The 18,270-nt window shown below is 32.1% G+C and carries 18 protein-coding genes; 10 read left to right on the top strand and 8 right to left on the bottom strand.

Annotation, left to right across the window (positions count from 1 at the left end):
- The first annotated feature begins 139 nt into the window (after positions 1-139).
- The 5 genes from fni to LQ679_RS06340 all read left to right on the top strand — a co-directional run bounded on the left by fni (position 140) and on the right by LQ679_RS06340 (position 5,480).
- Positions 140-1,186, top strand: coding sequence for a type 2 isopentenyl-diphosphate Delta-isomerase (fni, locus tag LQ679_RS06320; RefSeq protein ID WP_025907581.1), 1,047 nt, complete (start codon positions 140-142; stop codon positions 1,184-1,186).
- Between the two features lie 199 nt (positions 1,187-1,385).
- Positions 1,386-2,360 carry an SMP-30/gluconolactonase/LRE family protein gene (locus LQ679_RS06325; RefSeq protein WP_037589209.1) on the top strand — a complete coding sequence of 325 codons (975 nt, stop codon included), beginning with the start codon at positions 1,386-1,388 and terminating at the stop codon, positions 2,358-2,360.
- 118 nt (positions 2,361-2,478) lie between these two features.
- Positions 2,479-3,402, top strand: a complete 924-nt coding sequence (gene mvk, locus LQ679_RS06330; RefSeq protein ID WP_037589207.1) for a mevalonate kinase — start codon at positions 2,479-2,481, stop codon at positions 3,400-3,402.
- 5 nt (positions 3,403-3,407) lie between these two features.
- Positions 3,408-4,391: a diphosphomevalonate decarboxylase gene (gene mvaD / locus LQ679_RS06335; RefSeq protein WP_126477642.1), complete on the top strand. Its 984-nt coding sequence runs from the start codon at positions 3,408-3,410 to the stop codon at positions 4,389-4,391.
- Between the two features lie 12 nt (positions 4,392-4,403).
- A complete protein-coding gene (locus LQ679_RS06340) occupies positions 4,404-5,480 on the top strand; it encodes a phosphomevalonate kinase (RefSeq protein WP_037589206.1) in 1,077 nt (358 codons plus the stop codon).
- An 870-nt stretch (positions 5,481-6,350) separates the two neighbouring features.
- Here LQ679_RS06340 and LQ679_RS06345 read toward each other — a convergent pair.
- Both LQ679_RS06345 and LQ679_RS06350 read right to left on the bottom strand, forming a co-directional pair.
- Positions 6,351-6,821 (bottom strand): peptide-methionine (S)-S-oxide reductase, encoded by a 471-nt coding sequence (locus LQ679_RS06345; RefSeq protein ID WP_204188218.1) that lies wholly within the window; start codon positions 6,819-6,821, stop codon positions 6,351-6,353.
- A gap of 25 nt (positions 6,822-6,846) precedes the next feature.
- A complete protein-coding gene (locus tag LQ679_RS06350) occupies positions 6,847-7,671 on the bottom strand; it encodes a class I SAM-dependent methyltransferase (protein WP_204253225.1) in 825 nt (274 codons plus the stop codon).
- A 171-nt stretch (positions 7,672-7,842) separates the two neighbouring features.
- Here LQ679_RS06350 and LQ679_RS06355 point away from each other — a divergent pair, with 171 nt between their 5' ends.
- The 4 genes from LQ679_RS06355 to trhO all read left to right on the top strand — a co-directional run bounded on the left by LQ679_RS06355 (position 7,843) and on the right by trhO (position 10,626).
- Complete coding sequence (locus LQ679_RS06355; protein WP_204188220.1) at positions 7,843-8,334, top strand: GNAT family N-acetyltransferase; 492 nt, start codon at positions 7,843-7,845, stop codon at positions 8,332-8,334.
- Positions 8,335-8,430: 96 nt separating this feature from the next.
- Positions 8,431-8,763, top strand: coding sequence for an SPIN family peroxidase inhibitor (spn, locus tag LQ679_RS06360; RefSeq protein WP_126476562.1), 333 nt, complete (start codon positions 8,431-8,433; stop codon positions 8,761-8,763).
- Between the two features lie 199 nt (positions 8,764-8,962).
- On the top strand, positions 8,963-9,439 hold the full coding sequence (locus LQ679_RS06365) for a MarR family winged helix-turn-helix transcriptional regulator (RefSeq protein ID WP_204188221.1): 477 nt from the start codon (positions 8,963-8,965) through the stop codon (positions 9,437-9,439).
- A gap of 239 nt (positions 9,440-9,678) precedes the next feature.
- Positions 9,679-10,626: an oxygen-dependent tRNA uridine(34) hydroxylase TrhO gene (gene trhO, locus LQ679_RS06370; protein WP_037589192.1), complete on the top strand. Its 948-nt coding sequence runs from the start codon at positions 9,679-9,681 to the stop codon at positions 10,624-10,626.
- A 28-nt stretch (positions 10,627-10,654) separates the two neighbouring features.
- Here the strand turns inward: trhO and aldA are convergent, their stop codons facing one another.
- From aldA to LQ679_RS06400, 6 genes are read right to left on the bottom strand one after another with little or no spacing between them, the layout of a single operon-like run.
- Positions 10,655-12,085: an aldehyde dehydrogenase gene (aldA, locus tag LQ679_RS06375; protein WP_239762283.1), complete on the bottom strand. Its 1,431-nt coding sequence runs from the start codon at positions 12,083-12,085 to the stop codon at positions 10,655-10,657.
- 5 nt (positions 12,086-12,090) lie between these two features.
- A complete protein-coding gene (locus tag LQ679_RS06380) occupies positions 12,091-13,428 on the bottom strand; it encodes an MFS transporter (RefSeq protein ID WP_119493361.1) in 1,338 nt (445 codons plus the stop codon).
- A 20-nt stretch (positions 13,429-13,448) separates the two neighbouring features.
- On the bottom strand, positions 13,449-13,763 hold the full coding sequence (rhaM, locus tag LQ679_RS06385) for an L-rhamnose mutarotase (RefSeq protein ID WP_204188224.1): 315 nt from the start codon (positions 13,761-13,763) through the stop codon (positions 13,449-13,451).
- Between the two features lies 1 nt (position 13,764).
- Complete coding sequence (gene rhaD / locus LQ679_RS06390) at positions 13,765-14,592, bottom strand: rhamnulose-1-phosphate aldolase (protein WP_204188225.1); 828 nt, start codon at positions 14,590-14,592, stop codon at positions 13,765-13,767.
- Positions 14,593-15,852, bottom strand: coding sequence for an L-rhamnose isomerase (rhaA, locus tag LQ679_RS06395; RefSeq protein WP_204188226.1), 1,260 nt, complete (start codon positions 15,850-15,852; stop codon positions 14,593-14,595).
- Positions 15,836-17,305: a rhamnulokinase gene (locus LQ679_RS06400; protein ID WP_239762284.1), complete on the bottom strand. Its 1,470-nt coding sequence runs from the start codon at positions 17,303-17,305 to the stop codon at positions 15,836-15,838. The genes rhaA and LQ679_RS06400 overlap by 17 nt, the downstream gene beginning before the upstream one ends.
- A 159-nt stretch (positions 17,306-17,464) precedes the next feature.
- Between LQ679_RS06400 and LQ679_RS06405 the strand changes: the two genes are divergently transcribed.
- Positions 17,465-18,214, top strand: a complete 750-nt coding sequence (locus LQ679_RS06405) for a DeoR/GlpR family DNA-binding transcription regulator (RefSeq protein ID WP_204188228.1) — start codon at positions 17,465-17,467, stop codon at positions 18,212-18,214.
- Positions 18,215-18,270 lie beyond the last annotated feature (56 nt).

The following is an 18,270-nucleotide window of genomic DNA, read 5'->3' on the forward strand; positions in this document are numbered from 1 at the left end:
TTATTTTTCTACCATTTGGAAAAAGATTTTGAAGCGGATTGTATAACAATGTTTAGTTTATATTCAATTATACAACTGGTATAATGTGTATTAAGATAAAATATATCATTAAACATATAGACGCACGGAGGATAAATGAATGGACGACTCATTAAGAAGCAAAAGGAAGAATGAACATATTCAGCTGGCATTAGATACGTATTCACCAGTTAGTACTGATTTTGATAAAGTACAGCTTATACATCAATCCATTCCTTCTATTAATAAAAATCAAATTGATTTATCAGTAAAATTTCCGCATTTCACGTTTAAATACCCTATTTATATCAATGCGATGACGGGTGGAAGTGAAAGAGCAGCAACTATTAACAAAGAGTTAGCGCAAATAGCTAAAGCTTGTAACATACCTATGGCAGTAGGTTCTACACATTCAGCCCTAAAAGACCCTAACGCTGAATCAAGTTTCACAGTAGTACGTGACGAAAATCCTGAAGGTCTAATATTCAGTAATGTCGGAGCAGATATTGAATATGCAAAAGCTAAGAAATCTATAGAACTTCTAAATGCTGACGCCCTACAAATTCACGTCAATGCACCTCAAGAACTGATAATGCCTGAAGGTGATACTGAATTTGAAAATTGGCTAACAAACATTCAAGAAATTCAAGATAATATTGATATACCAGTGATCATCAAGGAAGTTGGTTTCGGTATGAGTGCTGAAACGATTCAAAAAGTTAAAGATATTGGTATTCAATATGTAGATGTTAGTGGTAGAGGCGGTACGAATTTTGCGGACATTGAAAATCAAAGAAGACCATTAAAAGATATGGCATTCTTAAATCAATGGGGACAAAGTACTGTTCAAAGCTTATTAGAAGCACAATTATTAAATGCAGATATTCACATATTAGCAAGTGGTGGCGTTAAAAACCCACTCGATGCCATTAAGTCTCTTGTACTAGGTGCAGAAGCTGTTGGCTTATCTGGATATGTTCTCAAATATTTAGATGCTTATGGCGTAGAAGATACAATTGAACATATGAAACAATTTATCGAACAAATGCATGTCATTGCTAATTTATTGAATGCATCAAACGTATCTGATTTAAAATCAGTCAGCTATGTATTGTCTCCAGAATTACAGACATATGTAGAACAACGCGCGAAATCAATTAAAGCTTAATCAGAAAAACAGCTTTTCCACTTCTCGAAAAGCTGTTTTTTATATGTTTATAATTTCTTTTACATCATTCATATTTTTCGCAATTTAATATTCATTTTCATTGTAAGTTAAAAGTGATAATATTAAACATATATATTAAACACATCTTTAAAGTACATGTGTACTTTTCTATATTGTACAACTTAAAGGAGAGATTATTATGGCTGATCAACATATACCATCTTTATATTATACGGAAGCTTCAAAAAGTGCTGTCCCACTACTTGCGCATGAACAACACTTGCAAACTGTAACAGCTGAACCTTGGCTCAAAATTTCTGATGAAGGTCTTCAATTAGAAGGTTTATGCTTTGATAGAAATCATAATCTATTCTTATGCGAAGTATTTGGCGGGACTATTTTCCGCGTTGATTTACCTGAGAAAAAAGTTAATACAGTATTTAAATCTGAGAAAACTAACCCGGCTTCTGTTAAAATACATAAAGACGGACGATTATATATGTCTTATTTAGGTGACTTCAAAAGTTCTGGTGGTATTTTTGCGACTGATGCAGACGGCAAAAATCCACAAAGTATCGTTTCAGATATCGATACAGAATATTGCGTTGATGATTTAGTATTTGATAGTAAAGGTGGATTCTACTTTACTGATTTTAGAGGATACTCTACAAATCCACTTGGTGGCGTATATTATGTTTCACCTGATCATCAAACAATTACACCGATTATTCAAAATATCGCAGTAGCAAATGGGATTGCATTAAGTACAGATGAACGTGTACTATGGGTAACTGAAACAAATGCGAATAGATTACATCGTATTTCACTAGAAGAAGACGGTGTGACAATTGAACCATTTGGTGCATCTATTCCATATCATTTTACAGGTCATGAAGGTCCTGATTCTTGTTGTATTGATAGTGACGATAACCTTTATGTTGCTATGTATGGTCAAGGTAGAGTACTTGTCTTTAACAAAAGTGGTTACCCTATCGGACAAATATTAATGCCAGGTCGTGACCAAGGGCATATGTTAAGATCGACACATCCTGCATTTATACCCGGTACAAATCAATTAATCATTTGTGCCAATGATATAGAACGTGGTGGCGATTCTTGGTTATTTACAGCAAAAGGCTTTGCAAAAGGTCATAATAGCTATCAATTTCATTAAAAATTGTAATAATTACACATTAATTAGTTAAAGTTTTTGAATATATAGTGACAGAGCTTTATAATAATAAAGTGTTTAACAAAAAATAAAATAAGAAATACTAAAGGTGATTGAAAATATGGCACAAATAGGATACGGGGAAGCAAATGGGAAAGTTATTTTAATAGGAGAACATGCTGTTACTTTTGGACAACCAGCAATAGCGATTCCATTTACAACAGGTAAAGTGAAAGTAACAATCCAGTCTCTTAACGCTGGTGATACTTCATATATTAATAGTGATGTATATGAAGGCACGTTACAAACAGCTCCTGAACACATTAAATCTGTTATTTCAAGATTTATCGATAAACATCATATCGAAGAGCCTATAAATGTTAAATTCGAAACAAATCTTCCCCCTTCAAGAGGATTAGGTTCCAGTGCTGCTATGGCTATCGCCTTTGTAAGAGCAAGTTATGATTATATAGGAGAGCCTCTTTCTGATGAATTATTAATAGAAGAAGCGAATTGGGCAGAACAAATCGCGCATGGCAAACCGAGTGGCATCGATACACAAACGATTGTCTCTAATAAACCAGTATGGTTCCAACAAGGAAAAGTAACAACTTTGAAACCACTATCCATAAACGGCTATATGGTCGTGATAGATACAGGTGTTCAAGGTTCTACTAAACAAGCAGTCGAAGATGTCCACCAATTATGTGATCATAACGAACAATATATGCAATATATAGAGCATATCGGTACGCTCGTATATGATGCTAATGAAGCAATCGAACATCATGATTTCACAAAATTAGCACACGTATTTGAACGTGCACAAGAAAATTTACGCAAGTTAACAGTTAGTCATGACAATATTGAAGCATTACTTGAAATAAGTAAATTACAAGGTGCAACTGCTGGTAAACTAACAGGCGGCGGCCGTGGTGGTAGCATGATTGTACTCGCTCAAAATCTCGACATTGCTGAAAAAATTGCAACAAGTGCTGAAAAATTCGGTGCTCATCATACTTGGATTGAAAATTTAGGAGGTTAACGAGATTGAATATGAGTGGTAAAGCCCGCGCGCACACAAATATTGCTTTAATTAAATATTGGGGAAAAGCTGATGAATCACTGATCATCCCCATGAATAATAGCTTATCCGTTACGCTTGATAAATTTTATACAGAAACAAAAGTGACATTTAGTCCTGAATACACGAAAGATATACTTGTTCTAAATGGTGAAGAAGTAAACGAAGAACAATCGAAGAAAATTTATCAGTTTATGAACCTTGTAAGAGAACGTAGTCATACTTCACACTATGCTTATATTGAAAGTGTCAATTATGTTCCTACAGCAGCAGGTCTTGCTTCATCAGCAAGCGCATTTGCAGCCCTTGCTGCAGCTTGTAACGAAGCACTTAACTTAAATATGTCTGATAAAGATTTATCAAGATTAGCTAGAAGAGGTTCAGGCTCAGCTTCTAGAAGTATTTTTGGTGGATTTGCTGAATGGGAAAAAGGTCATGACGATGAAACATCGTATGCACACGCAATCGATGCACAAGGTTGGGAAGAAGATTTATCAATGGTATTTGTTGTCATCAATAACCAATCTAAAAAAGTATCTAGTCGTTCAGGTATGTCCCATACGAGAGACACATCTCGCTTCTACCAATATTGGTTAGATCATGTTGATGAAGATATTGCATCAGTTAAAGAAGCTATACGTAATAAAGACTTCAAACATTTAGGTGAAGTCATCGAAGAAAATGGCTTACGCATGCACGCTACTAATTTAGGTGCACAGCCACCTTTCACATACTTAGTACCAGAAAGTTATGAAGTTATGGATATTGTACATCAATGTAGAAAAGCTGGATATCCGTGCTATTTTACAATGGATGCAGGTCCAAATGTTAAAATATTAGTCGAAAAGAAAAACCAGCAATTTATAATAGACGCTTTACTTAAATCTTTTAATAAAGAACAAGTTATTGCGAGTGATATTACAAACACAGGAATTGAAATTATTGAGTAAGGAAGAGATATAATGATTCAAGTCAAAGCGCCAGGAAAGCTGTATATTGCTGGAGAATATGCAGTAACAGAGCCTGGATATAAATCTGTCTTAATTGCAGTTGATCGATTTGTGACAGCAACAATTGAAGATACGAATTCATCATCAGGATTTATCCATTCTAAGACTTTACATCATGAGCCGATTACATTTACAAGAGAACAAGACAAAATCATCATTTCTGATAATGATGCTGCAGATCAGCTTAAATATATTACACAAGCTATAGAAGTCTTTGAACAATTTGCTAAAAGTTCCAATGTCACATTAAGACATTACAACTTAACAATTGATAGTAACCTTGATGATGCATCCGGTCATAAATATGGTTTAGGTTCTAGTGCAGCAGTATTAGTATCTGTTATCAAAGCTCTAAACGAATTCTATAACTTACAATTATCAAATTTATTTATTTATAAGTTAGCTGTTATCGCTAATATGAAATTACAAAGTTTAAGTTCTTGCGGTGATATCGCAGTAAGTGTTTATACAGGTTGGTTAGTCTATAGTACTTTTGATCACGTTTGGGTCAAACAACAAATAGAAGAAACATCTGTAATGGACGTCCTTTATAAAAACTGGCCAGGCTTACACATCGAACCACTTCAAGCACCAGAGCATATGGAAGTATTAATCGGTTGGACAGGCTCACCCGCTTCTTCACATCATTTAGTAAGTGAAGTCAAACGCTTAAAAGCAGACCCAACAATATATACACAATTTTTAGATCAATCACAGAAATATGTCGAACAACTTATTAAAGCATTTAAGACAAACAATATACAAGGTGTTCAAGATACAATTAGAAAGAATCGTACCGTTATACAATATTTAGATTCATTCGCTACAATTGATATCGAAACACCACATCTTAAAAAATTATGCGATATCGGAGAATCATACGGTGGCGCAAGTAAAACATCAGGAGCTGGCGGTGGCGACTGCGGTATCACAATTGTAGAAAATGATAGAAATAAACAAAAAATATACAATGAATGGTCAAGCAATGGCATTAAGCCACTGAACTTTAGTATTTATCACGGACAATAAAATGAGAAAAGCTAGGACTTTGAACAAGTCCTAGCTTTTTTTCGGAATGATATATGGGGAACCGTGGGGAATGTTGCTAGTCACGGCCGTCTTGCAATATTCGACGCCTCTATGTTGCTAGTTAGGGCTGTCTTGCAATATTCGGCGGCCCTATGTTGCTAGTCATGGTCGTCTTGCAATATTCGATGCCTCTATGTTGCTAGTCATGGACGTCTTGCAATATTCGGCGGCCCTATTTATCTAGTTTGATCAGTCTTGATAAATACAACGTCTCTATTTATCTTGTTTGATCAGTCTTGATAAATACAACGCCTCTATTTATCTTGTTTCGCCTGTCTTGATAAATACAACGCCCCTATTTATCTTGTTTCGCCTGTCTTGATAAATACAACGCCTCTATTTATCTTGTTTGGTCTGTCTTGATAAATACAACGCCTCTATTTATCTTGTTTGGCCTGTCTTGATAAATACAACGCCCCTATTTATCTAGTTTGGTCTGTCTTGATAAATACAACGCCTCTATTTATCTTGTTTGGCCTGTCTTGATAAATACAACGCTCATATTTATCTTGTTTGGTCTGTCTTGATAAATACAGCGCCTCTATTTATCTTGTTTGGTCAATCTTGATAAATACAACGCCCCTATTTATCTTGTTTGGTCTGTCTTGATAAATACAACGCCTCTATTTATCTTGTTTCGCCAGTCTTGATAAATACAACGCTCATATTTATCTTGTTTGGCCAGTCTTGATAAATACAACGCTCATATTTATCTTGTTTCACCTGTCTTGATAAATACAACGCTTTTATTTATCTTGTTTCACCTGTCTTGATAAATACAACTTCTCTGCCCCCATCTCACATACCTCTTTATTTATATTTATTCATCATTTCTTGGGAAATGTGGCAATAATCGTCTGGACATTTTGCTAAACGGTCTTGGTGTTCTTCTGCGCTTCGTACATAATTCTCTAATGCTTTAACCTCAACTGCAATTCGGTCTGCATCGCTTCTATTTGCTATAAATTGACGTGCAGTTTCTAAATGATGCTCTTCTTCACTATAGACTCCTGTTCGATATTTCAACCCAACGTCTTCACCTTGTTTGTTCACACTATATGGGTCTATAATTTCAAACAAGTATGCCATCAAATCTTCTACACTAACGATTGCAGGATCAAATACAGTCTTTACACATTCTGCATAACCATCGTAATCACCTTCAAGTGTACAGCTACTTCCATTCACTCTACCCGCTTCTGTCTCAACTACACCGGGTAACGTCTTTACAAAAGCTTGTACGCCCCATAAACAACCACCTGCTAAATATATCGTTTCCATTGCCAACTCCCACTACACTTTTATATTAAGTGTTTTTGATTATTACAATTTTATTATTAAATCGATTTTTAAGATAGACTATATACTTAAACCATTTCAAATAGCGCCATCTATGTGAGTATCTATCAAAGTAATTATACTCTTTAACCACTTTCCAACTTCCTGGCAAAATATCTTTTAACTCTGCGACATTATTATAACCAAACTTAAATAATGGTTTACTAGAAAGTTTAGAGACAGATGGATGATTATTAGTATGTTTAGTCATAAACTTTGAACAAAATTCAGAAGCAATTACTAAATGATGCTTATCAAATGACTGAGCAATCTCTTTATACAAAGCTTCAACTTCTACTTTCTCAAAATACATTAACACACCTTCAAATATTATTAAAATATCACTATCTTCTTTAAAATGTACATTACGTTTAACATCATCAATCCAAGTATAATCAAACATAGACTTATTAATCATTTTATAAAAATATGTTTCATTAAAAAATCGTCTTCTAAGATTTATACTTTCAGGTACATCAATATCAATCCATGGTATCTTGTTCAATTTCAAGCGACTGAGACGCGTATCTAGCCCGCATCCAATATTGATAATAAATGGATGATTAGAATCTTTAATAAAATTAATCACAATTTCATCTAAAATTTCTGTCCTAATACTAATACCAAGCTGCGTTAGCCAATCCACATATGTATCAAGCACAGGATTGTCTATTTCTTTTATTATTTTAACAGATAAAGGATCATTAATAATTGGCATATCACTTAAAGTCTCTTTTGCCTTAACAGCAATCGGTATTAGCATAGATTCTGGTATCCCTTTCAACTCCGACATATCTTATCCCCCACTAGAATTTTAAATTTATTATTACAAATTGTAAAAAAATGTCAATTTAAACTTTGTTTTCTTTTGAAAAAGGTTATTTAAATTATGATAAAATACAAACAATAATTTAACAGACATAAAAGAGTTATTTTAATTTAGAAATCAAATTGGAGGTCTACTATGAAATTAATTGCATATAACGACAATTATTATGATAAAGTGCAGTCATATCAAATGGATCATTCACAACTTCAGTTTACAAAAACACCGAAAGAAAATATTGAACTGGCAGCACAAAATAAAAATAGACATTGCATATTGGGATTATCAGAAGATGACAAACTGGCTGTATTCTTCGTCTTACATGAACATAGTGAGTTTATAAATTACTTTTCAACACCAGATGAATCCACAATTTTTGTAAGATCATTATCAACAGATAAACGCTATTTAAGACAAGGCTATGCAAAACAAAGCTTGCAACAACTCAATCATTACTTATTAGAACATATGCCACATATAAAACACATTGCACTCTTAGTAGATATTCCAAATCAAATTGCATATGAGCTCTATATTAAATTAGGCTTTGTAGATACCGGCGTAGAAATAAATAACGATGGTGACTTAACAAAATTAATGGAGAAGGATTTATTCTGCCCTAATTCTTAACTCATTCTTAACTATCATTAAATAACTTTTAACTGCCTATTTTTTTGAAATTTATATATTATAATCAACTTATCAAATGATTGGAGATGGTTATATATGAAATTCAAAAAATTAATTCCTGTTACTTTATCTGCTGTTATTCTAGGTTTTGGTGCGGTTAGTGTTACTGATTCTCATCATGCTGATGCTAAAACACATTCTCAAAATGGATTAACGCTTCATGATGATACGCGATTACCTTTCCACACTGATCAAGATTTAGCTGTTCTACTTAATAAAGATACTGACACATTAACTAAACAGCAACTTATTGATTATTTTAAATTATTAGGCTTTAAAAATGTAGGACAAGTTATTAAAACGGCAGAAAAACAAAATATCGATGTTTCAGCTTTTCATAAGTACAGAAATCATAAAGGCTGGAAATAATAATATCAGAAGTTGAATTAGGGAATGATTAAATTCCCTTTCAACTTCTTTTTGTTTTTGAATAACATTAATACTCAAAAACAATTAATTGTACATAACAACTAAACATTACCATACAATTTGCGAAATTTTACTTTTTTATTTAATCAAAGTTTGATAAAATCTTAATGCATAAATTAATTTAATGGAGGAATACAATATGGAAAATATAGAGAGACAAGAGTTATTACAAGATTTTAAAACTAAGCTTTTACGATTAAATACTAATTTTAAATTTCTATGTGGACATGTTGCTAATAACAATGGTTACTCATTAAATTACCTGAACTTATTGTATTTTATTAGTGAAAATGAAGGTATGACATTAGCTGGACTTGCTGAGTCTCAAGACATGGATAAAGGGAATTTAAGTCGTTTGTTAAATGGTCAAATTAAAGAAGGCTTCGTAGAAAAGAAAATGGACAAGGAAGACAATAGAAAGATTCATGTATTTATAACAGAAGTTGGTCGTGAAAAAATTAAAGAATTAAACAACATATGTATTAACAATTTAGATCACTTACTAAAAATAATACCTGATGATGAATTTACAAGTTTCATTTCAACTTTAGATAAATTAGACAACCATTTCGGTAATTACGCGAAAGAAATTAAAGAAGGCGAATTACAAATTTAACTTTCTCAAAAAATAACAGTCAACATAACTCCATTTCCACCTCGAACTCACATTAAACGATAGATAAAAACGATTTCATATTATTTTACAAAATCAAACAATTGAAAAATGCAACTTTTTTGATACAATATAATGAGGATAAAAATGTGCATTCATATCAAAATTGTTCCATTTCAACTAGATACATTCAAATTGACATATCATATAAATAAAAAAAGAGAATTAGAGGAGATAAGAAAATGGATTATAGAGTACTATTGTTTTATAAATATACAACAATTACTGACCCCGAAACTTTTGCAGCAGAGCATTTAGAATTTTGTAAAGACCTTGAACTTAAAGGACGTATTTTAGTAGCAACTGAAGGTATTAACGGTACACTTTCAGGTACGAAAGCTGACACAGATAAATACATGGAACAAATGAAAGCAGACGAAAGATTTGAAGGCATTACATTCAAAATCGACGAAGCAGAAGGACATACTTTCAAAAAAATGCACGTGCGTCCAAGACCAGAAATCGTAGCATTAGACTTAGAAGAAGATGTAGATCCTAGAGAATTAACTGGTAACTACTTATCACCAAAAGAATTTAGAGAAGCTTTATTAGAAGAAGATACAATCGTCATTGATGCAAGAAATGATTACGAATATGATTTAGGACACTTCCGCGGTGCAATTCGTCCAGATATTACAAGATTCAGAGATTTACCAGACTGGATTAAAGAGAATAAAGAACAATTTATGGATAAGAAAATTGTCACTTATTGCACAGGTGGTATCCGTTGCGAAAAATTCTCAGGCTTCTTATTAAAAGAAGGTTTCGAAGATGTTAGCCAATTAGAAGGCGGAATCGCAACTTACGGTAAAGATCCAGAAACTAAAGGTGAATTCTGGGACGGTAAAATGTACGTATTCGATGAAAGAATTAGCGTAGACGTAAACCAAGTTGAAAAAACAGTAGTCGGTAAAGAATGGTTCGACGGCACACCATGTGAAAGATACATTAACTGTAGTAACCCAGAATGTAACCGTCAATTCTTAGTTACAGAAGAGAACGAACACAAATATCTTGGTGCATGCTCACACGAATGTGCATCACACGAAAGAAACCGTTACGTAAAAGCACACAACATTAGCGAAGAAGAAAAAGCAAACCGCTTAGAAAACTTTAAAGCATTAGTATAAAATAAAAAACGCTCATTCGAGCGTTTTTTTATTCTATATTCATATATACAATATGTGTACGTAGATATTCTTCTAAACCATGCTTACCATCCGCGCCACCAATACCTGAATGCTTAACTCCTGCATGAAACCCTTGCATTGCTTCAAAGTTTTCTCTATTTATATATGTCTCGCCAAATTCTAATTTATCTATAGCTTTAAAAATTTTCTTCATATCCTTTGAATAAATAGAAGATGTTAAGCCATATTTACTGTCATTTGCTAAATTTATAACTTCATCAAATGTTTCAAAACTTACTATTGGTAATACCGGTCCAAAAACTTCTTCTTGGATAATTTCCATATCATTATTACAATTAGAGATAACTGTGGCTGGATAGAAATAACCTTTTCCATCTGGTATTTCCCCTCCACATTCTAACTTACCACCATTTTTTATTGCTTGAGTTACATGCATATGAACATTTTCTTGTGCTTTTTTATTTATTAATGGTCCCATATCATAGTTTTCATTCAATGTATTTCCGAAGCTAATAATTTTCATTTTTCGAACTAATTTTTCTAAAAATTGATCTTTTATAGAATTCTGCACGTAAACTCTCTCGGCACAATTACATACTTGCCCTGTGTTAATTATGCGCGAGTCAATAATATACTGAACAGCTTTATCTAAATCTGCATCTTCTAATACAATCGCTGGTGCTTTACCGCCTAATTCTAAATTAACTTTTGTAACATTTTTACTTGCTGCTTCCATAACTTTTTTACCTGCATTCTCACTTCCAGTTATAGAAACAAGTTCAATATTTTCATTTCTTGCAAGTTCATCTCCTACCACTTCTCCAGATCCATTTACTAAATTAAATACACCTTTCGGTAAATTAACACTATCTAAAATTTCAGTAAAGACAAGTGCATTGATAGGTGTTTCTTCTGAAGGTATAATAACAATAGTATTACCTGTCACCAAAGCTGGAGCCATCTTTCTAGCAATTAAAAAGAATGGGAAGTTCCATGGTAATATCCCTGATGTTACACCTAATGGTTTTTTATACAATAAAATATGTTCATTTTTTCTATCACTTTGGATAATTTCTCCTTCATAGCGTCTTGCCCATTCAGCCATATATTCTAAATAATCAGCTGTAAAGTATACTTCAGTACTAGCTAAATCTCTAGTTTTACCCCCTTCTTTAATAATAATTTCAGTAAGTTCCTCTGCTCTATTTCTTATACCTTGAGCAATTTGTTTCAAATATTGAGCTCTTTCAATCGCAGGGGTTTCACACCATGATTTTTGAGCTTCCTTTGCAAACTTGATTGCTTGTTGTGTATATACTTTAGATCCATTATAAGTTTGAGCAATAACTTCTTCAGTTGCAGGATTTAATACATTAACTATATCTAAATCTTTTCTTTCAATAAATTCGCCATTTATATAATCTTTAATTTGATACATATCTTTTAACCCCTCACTTCTTTATATTGTTGTCTTTCATTTAGTTCAGTTACATGCTTAGAAGGACTTTCTCCATATCTTTCTAATTCTATTTGTCTTAAAGTTTTACCTTGTGTTTTAGGTGTTAAAACAATCCCGATTACTGCGTGAATAACTAAGAAACTAATCATAATAATTCCTGTAACTTTAAATCCTAAAGATGCTAGTATAGTTGGTAGTACAAAGGAATAGATTGAAATACCTGTACGTACTATAAAATACATCAATCCTTGGGCTCCAGCTCTATATCTAGTTGGGAATAACTCACTTGTCCATAGTGCGTAAAATGCTTGAGCACCAATTCCTGCTGCAGAACCCCATAATACTACAAATAATATTAATGAAATCCAATTCATAGGAGCAAATGTCAAAATAATCCATGCAATTATTCCCATTGCTGCACCAACACCAAATAGTAATCTCTGATTAATTTTATCTCCAAGCTTCATAAATCCAAAGTATGTAGTTACTACTGTTAAGAACCATAAAATTGCTTGTAAAATATTGGCCTGTGCACTAGATAATCCTCCTACACTTTCGTAAATAAATGGCATAAAATAGCCCATTGCACCAGATGTTAAATTCCAGAAAAGATAAATACCGATTAGTAATAACATTGCTTTTAAATTTACTGGATTCGTAAATAATTCTTTTAATACTGAAGATTTTTTGATATTTTGTAAATTTTCTTCTTTTTCTTTCTTTTTCTCTGCTTCCCATATTTCTGATTCATCCATACCTTGTCTAATCCACCAAGTTATACCTGCAATAACTAATAAATGTAAAAATATTAAGCGAGATCCTAATAACCCCATTGGTGCTACTAAAACTGCCAATAAAAATGTAATAGTTGGTCCAATAGACCAAGCAAGTTGTGCTGTTCCAACTCTCTTAGCACGTTCTTTTTCAGGTGCTTCTTCAGCAATATATGTCCATGCAACAGGCACACCTATACCAACTGCTATACCAACTACTATCGTACCAATTAAAAGCATTGAGAAATTAAAAGATAAAATAATAACTAGCATACCTAACATATATAATAGAAGGTCATACTTAAAAATAAATTTCCTTCCCAATTTATCTGTAATTGGACCACCAATAAGCGCACCAATTGCTGCACCTAAAGCATTTGCACTTAAAGCACTCAATAATCCAATTTGCACATTATCTATATTTAAATAAGCTTGCCAAAGTGACAAACTACTAGCAGCAGCAATAATAGAACCCGCTTCAATATAGTTCGCCATTGCTATTGCTATTGTTGCAACCCAGCCATTCGTTTTTTTTGGTTTTAAGTTCATTTTCCCATCCCCTTATTTTTTTATTGCTGGAAAAATACTTCTTTTAATGATTTTGTTATAGGACTATTGTCTTGATTCACATACATGATATCAGCCATATAGTCCCACCATTTCCTACATATTTCTTGGTTTGCAATTTCGTCATATAATACCTGATTACTTATGTCTAAAATTGCAAATAATTCTCCATTTTCTTCATTCAAATAAATATGATAATTACTAACCCCATAATTTCTTAGCATTTTTTTCATTTCTGGCCATATATTATCATGTCTTTCTTTATATTCTTTGTAGTAACCTTCTTTAACATACATAAGCGTTGCAATTTGTTTCACTTTACTCACCTACTTCTAAATAACCAGACTTGGGTACTACCTTAAATCCTTTTGCCAATTTGTATAGATTATCGTCTGAAATATCTTGTTTAATACCACCCTGCGACTGTACATACGTATATACTTCTGCTGATTTTTCAATTGTTTCAATCAATCCAAAAGTATCGTCAAGCGTATTTCCTGCACCAAATATTCCATGAAATGGCCATATAACACTATGATATTCTTTCATTTTTTCAGCTGTTAATTGACCGATTTCTTCAGTTCCAGGGACAACCCAAGGTATAATACCTATACCATCGGGAAATACAACTAGACATTCAGTACACATTTTCCATAATGTTTTTGTAAATGCTTTTTCTTCAAGTTCGTGAGAAAAAGTCATGGCAATAGTATGCGTTGCATGACAATGCATAATTACTCTATGATTTTCATCAACTTTTAATCTTTGGATGTGATTCATCAGATGAGTTGGTAGTTCACTTGTTGCAACTGCTCCATTTACAAATCCCCATATTATTTCATAACTTTTACCATCTTGAGATATTTGAATTAATCCGATTGCATCTTGTGGATTTTTTATAATATTTTTAAAATATTTTCCTGTCCCTGTTACTAATAAATATTTATTGGCAAGTTCTTCAACATTAAATGGTAATGAAATCTGTCTAGTATCAGTTGGTTTTTGACTAAAATAGGGTTCTATTTTTTCATTATCAATAATCCACGAGACATTTCCTCCATTACGTTCATCCCAGCCCTTTTGATACATCAAATGGGTTATTTCACAAAATTCTTTTACTTCTGGAGAATCTATGAATTTTTTCAATTAAATCCCTCTTTCTTTAAGAATAGTCTTTTCATAATCTTTAATAGGCTCATACCAATCCAAACCAGGTTCTGTGTTATTTCTAATACAAAATTCATTCCAAATAGGTCCAAATAAACATATTTTCATTTCTTCTTGGATTGCTAATCTTTTTGTATAGTCTCCATTATCTTCTGCTTCTTTTAATTGATTTATAGGATCTAACATTGCTTTTAATAAGGCTTTTTGCATATTTCTGGTGCCGATAACCCAAGCAGCTACTCTATTTATAGATGCATCAAAAAAGTCCAATCCAATTGTTGTGTTTTTGATTAAATCGTTATATACCAGTTCTTTAGCAATTTCATTTAATTCATCATCTAATGTCACTACATGATCGCTATCCCATCTCACTGGTCTTGATACATGTAAACTAAGTCCATTTGTAAATAATGATAATGCTGATAATTTGTTTGATACTACCTCTGTTGGATGATAATGACCAGCGTCTAATAAAATCCTCTTGTTTCTGGATAATCCATATCCCATATAAAACTCATGAGAACCTACAACATAACTTTCTGAACCAATACCAAATAATTTACTTTCTAATGTATCAATATTAAATTTCTCATCAATTTCCTCTTTAAATATCTCATCTAAGCTTTCCATCAGACGTTTCCTAGGAGCTAATCGATCAACCGGAGTATCTTTGAATCCATCTGGAATCCAAACATTTGTGACAGATGGTTGTCCCAATTCTTTTCCAAAATATTCTCCAATCTTCCTAGAACGTTTACAGTGCTCTATCCAGAAATCTCTTATTTCTTTATTTTTATGAGATAAAGTAAAACCATCATCTGATTTTTCATGACTAAAACAAGTTGGATTAAAATCTAATCCTAGATTATTTTTCTTTGCCCATTTAACCCAATTTTCGAAATGACGTGGTTCTATTTGATTTAAATCTATTTTTTCGTTCGTTTCAGCATAAATAGCATGTAAATTTATTTTGTGATTACCTGGAATATGCTTTAATGCTTCTTCCAAATCATTTCGCAGTTCTTCACCGTTACTTGCTTTACCTGGGTAATCACCAGTAACAGATATACCCCCTGTTAAATCTTGATTAAATAAAAATCCCTCTACATCATCACCTTGCCAACAATGTATAGATATTTTAATATTCCCAAGTTTTTCAAGTGCCTTTTCTACATTTATACCTAATAATTCATATTGTTTTTTAGCTATTTCATATACTTCTTTATGTTCTGTATGCATATTGTGTGACCTCCTTGAATTTATCTATATCTTTTTGTATTTCTTCAGTATATTTCGATTTATTAAACCGCGTAATCAGGTTGGATTTAACAATTATTTTTCTAGCTTCTTCAATATTTTTAAATTGATTTGTTGCAATCATAGTTGCTACCAAATTACCAAATATAGTTGCTTCATCGGGACCAACTATTACATCACAATTTGTATAACGTGCGGTTAATTCGTTTAAATAGCCATTATTTGAACCTCCACCTACTATATTTATGACTTCTATATTTGAATTAGTAATTTCATTTAAAGCTTCAATGGAAATAGCGTATATTATTGCTAAATTTAAATATACGGTTTGAGATATTTCTCCAATCGTTTTAGGTACAGGTTGATTCGTTTCCATACAATAGTTTTGAATCTCTTGTACCATACTTTGCGGGTTTATAAAACGGTCATCATTGAAGTCAATAAACACTTTGAAATCAGCATTCTTTTTTGCTTCTTCAACCATTTCAGGGAAAGTATAGTTTTCTTTCCAATCCTTTCTAACACTTTGTATAATCCACATTCCGATTATATTTTTTAAAAATCTGTATGTATCACCATAACCTCTTTCATTGGAGTAACCATGTTCTAAAGATTGGTTATTGATGATTGGATTATTTAATTCTTTTCCTATTAAAGACCAAGTTCCACTAGAAATAAAAGCCCAGCTTTTATTACATTCACCTACTGATCCTAATACAGCTGAAGCAGTATCATGAGAAACAGTTGTGTATACATAGGTATTTGGCAAGTCATAATTTTTAATTAAGTTTGCTTTTAATTCTCCTAAATAAGTCCCCGGTTCTACAACATCTGGAAAAGCATCAATTTGAATATTTATCAAATCTGTTAATTCCTTATCTAATGATTTCCCATAAACTTTCAATAATTGTGTTGTACTTAAATTAGTTATTTCACTTTTTGCAACACCTGTTAACAAATAATTCAAGTAGTCTGGTATAAGTAGAATAGTTGATGTTTGTTCCTTTAATTCAGTAGATTCTTCATAGAGCTGATATAAAGTATTAAATTTAAGAAATTGTATACCAGTTTTTTCATAAATAACCTCCTTAGAGATGGCATTGAAAATTTTAGGCATAGTTTCGTTTGTTCTGGAATCTCTATAAGATATCGCTTCCTGAATACGTACACCTTCTTTATTCAATAGAACATAGTCAACTCCCCAAGTATCTATACTTAAATAACATGAATCCACGCCTAACTTTTTAGCTTTATTCAAAGATATAAGAACTTCTTCAAATAAATAGTCAACATCCCACACATTCTTTTGGTTTTTTTTCACAAAACCATTTGCAAATCTATTAATTTCTTTTGTATGAATTTTTTTATTTTCAATATATGAAAGGACTGCTCTACCACTAGATGCACCAATATCTATAGCGATGTAATTTTTCATCATTTCACCTCTTTGGTAAACATTATAAATCTTAACTTCACATAAATCAACAAATACCTCACATTTTATGTTGAATGTTGTGTTATATAAAGGTACTTATGTGTATTTTTTGACTTTTATGATATAATTAATAGCAAAATAAGGTTAGGAGCAATCAATATGAAACCTTTTGAACGTAGAAAAAAATTACTTAATGAACTATATGTTAATAACATCGTTCAAGTTAGTAATTTAGCTGAAGAATTTAAAGTATCAGAAGAAACAATTAGAAGAGATTTAGAAAAATTAGAAAAAGAAGGTATTGTAGAAAGAAATTATGGAGGTGCAAAACTTCTGAAATCAGAAGATCTTCCATACTCAGTTAGAGATACTCGTAATAAAGAAAGTAAAATAATTATCGCAAAAAAAATTAACCAATTTATTAAAAATGATACTAGCATTTTTGCTGATTCTAGTTCAACAGTTATTGAAACTCTAAAAAGATTCGCTATTGCTGATAAAAAAGTACATATTATTACCAATGCAGTAAATGCATTGTATGAATTGAATCAATCTTCACTAGAAATAAATTCAACAGGCGGAAAACTCCTTAAATATTCTTCCGCACTCGTTGGACCTCAAACTATAGAGTCTATCAATAAATTTAATCCAGATTACGCAATAATTAGCTGCAAAGCATTAAGTAAAGAAGGCATGATAACTGATTCTAATGAATATGAAGCACACATAAAGGAAATAATGATTAATAGAGCGGTTAAAGTAATACTTGCACTAGATTCATCTAAGTTCAACAAAACAGGTCTTATTACATTTGGACAATTATCAGATATTGACTATATTGTGACTGATCAAGATTTTGGAGAAGATTGGAAAAGCATTTTAGATAAAAACTCAGTTGAAATATTATAAAAAAGACACTCATACGAGCGTCTTTTTTTACTATTGATAATGCATTGTTTTATTGT

Origin of the sequence: Mammaliicoccus sp. I-M35 (genome assembly GCF_022386455.1) — a bacterium.
GTDB lineage: Bacteria > Bacillota > Bacilli > Staphylococcales > Staphylococcaceae > Mammaliicoccus > Mammaliicoccus sciuri_A.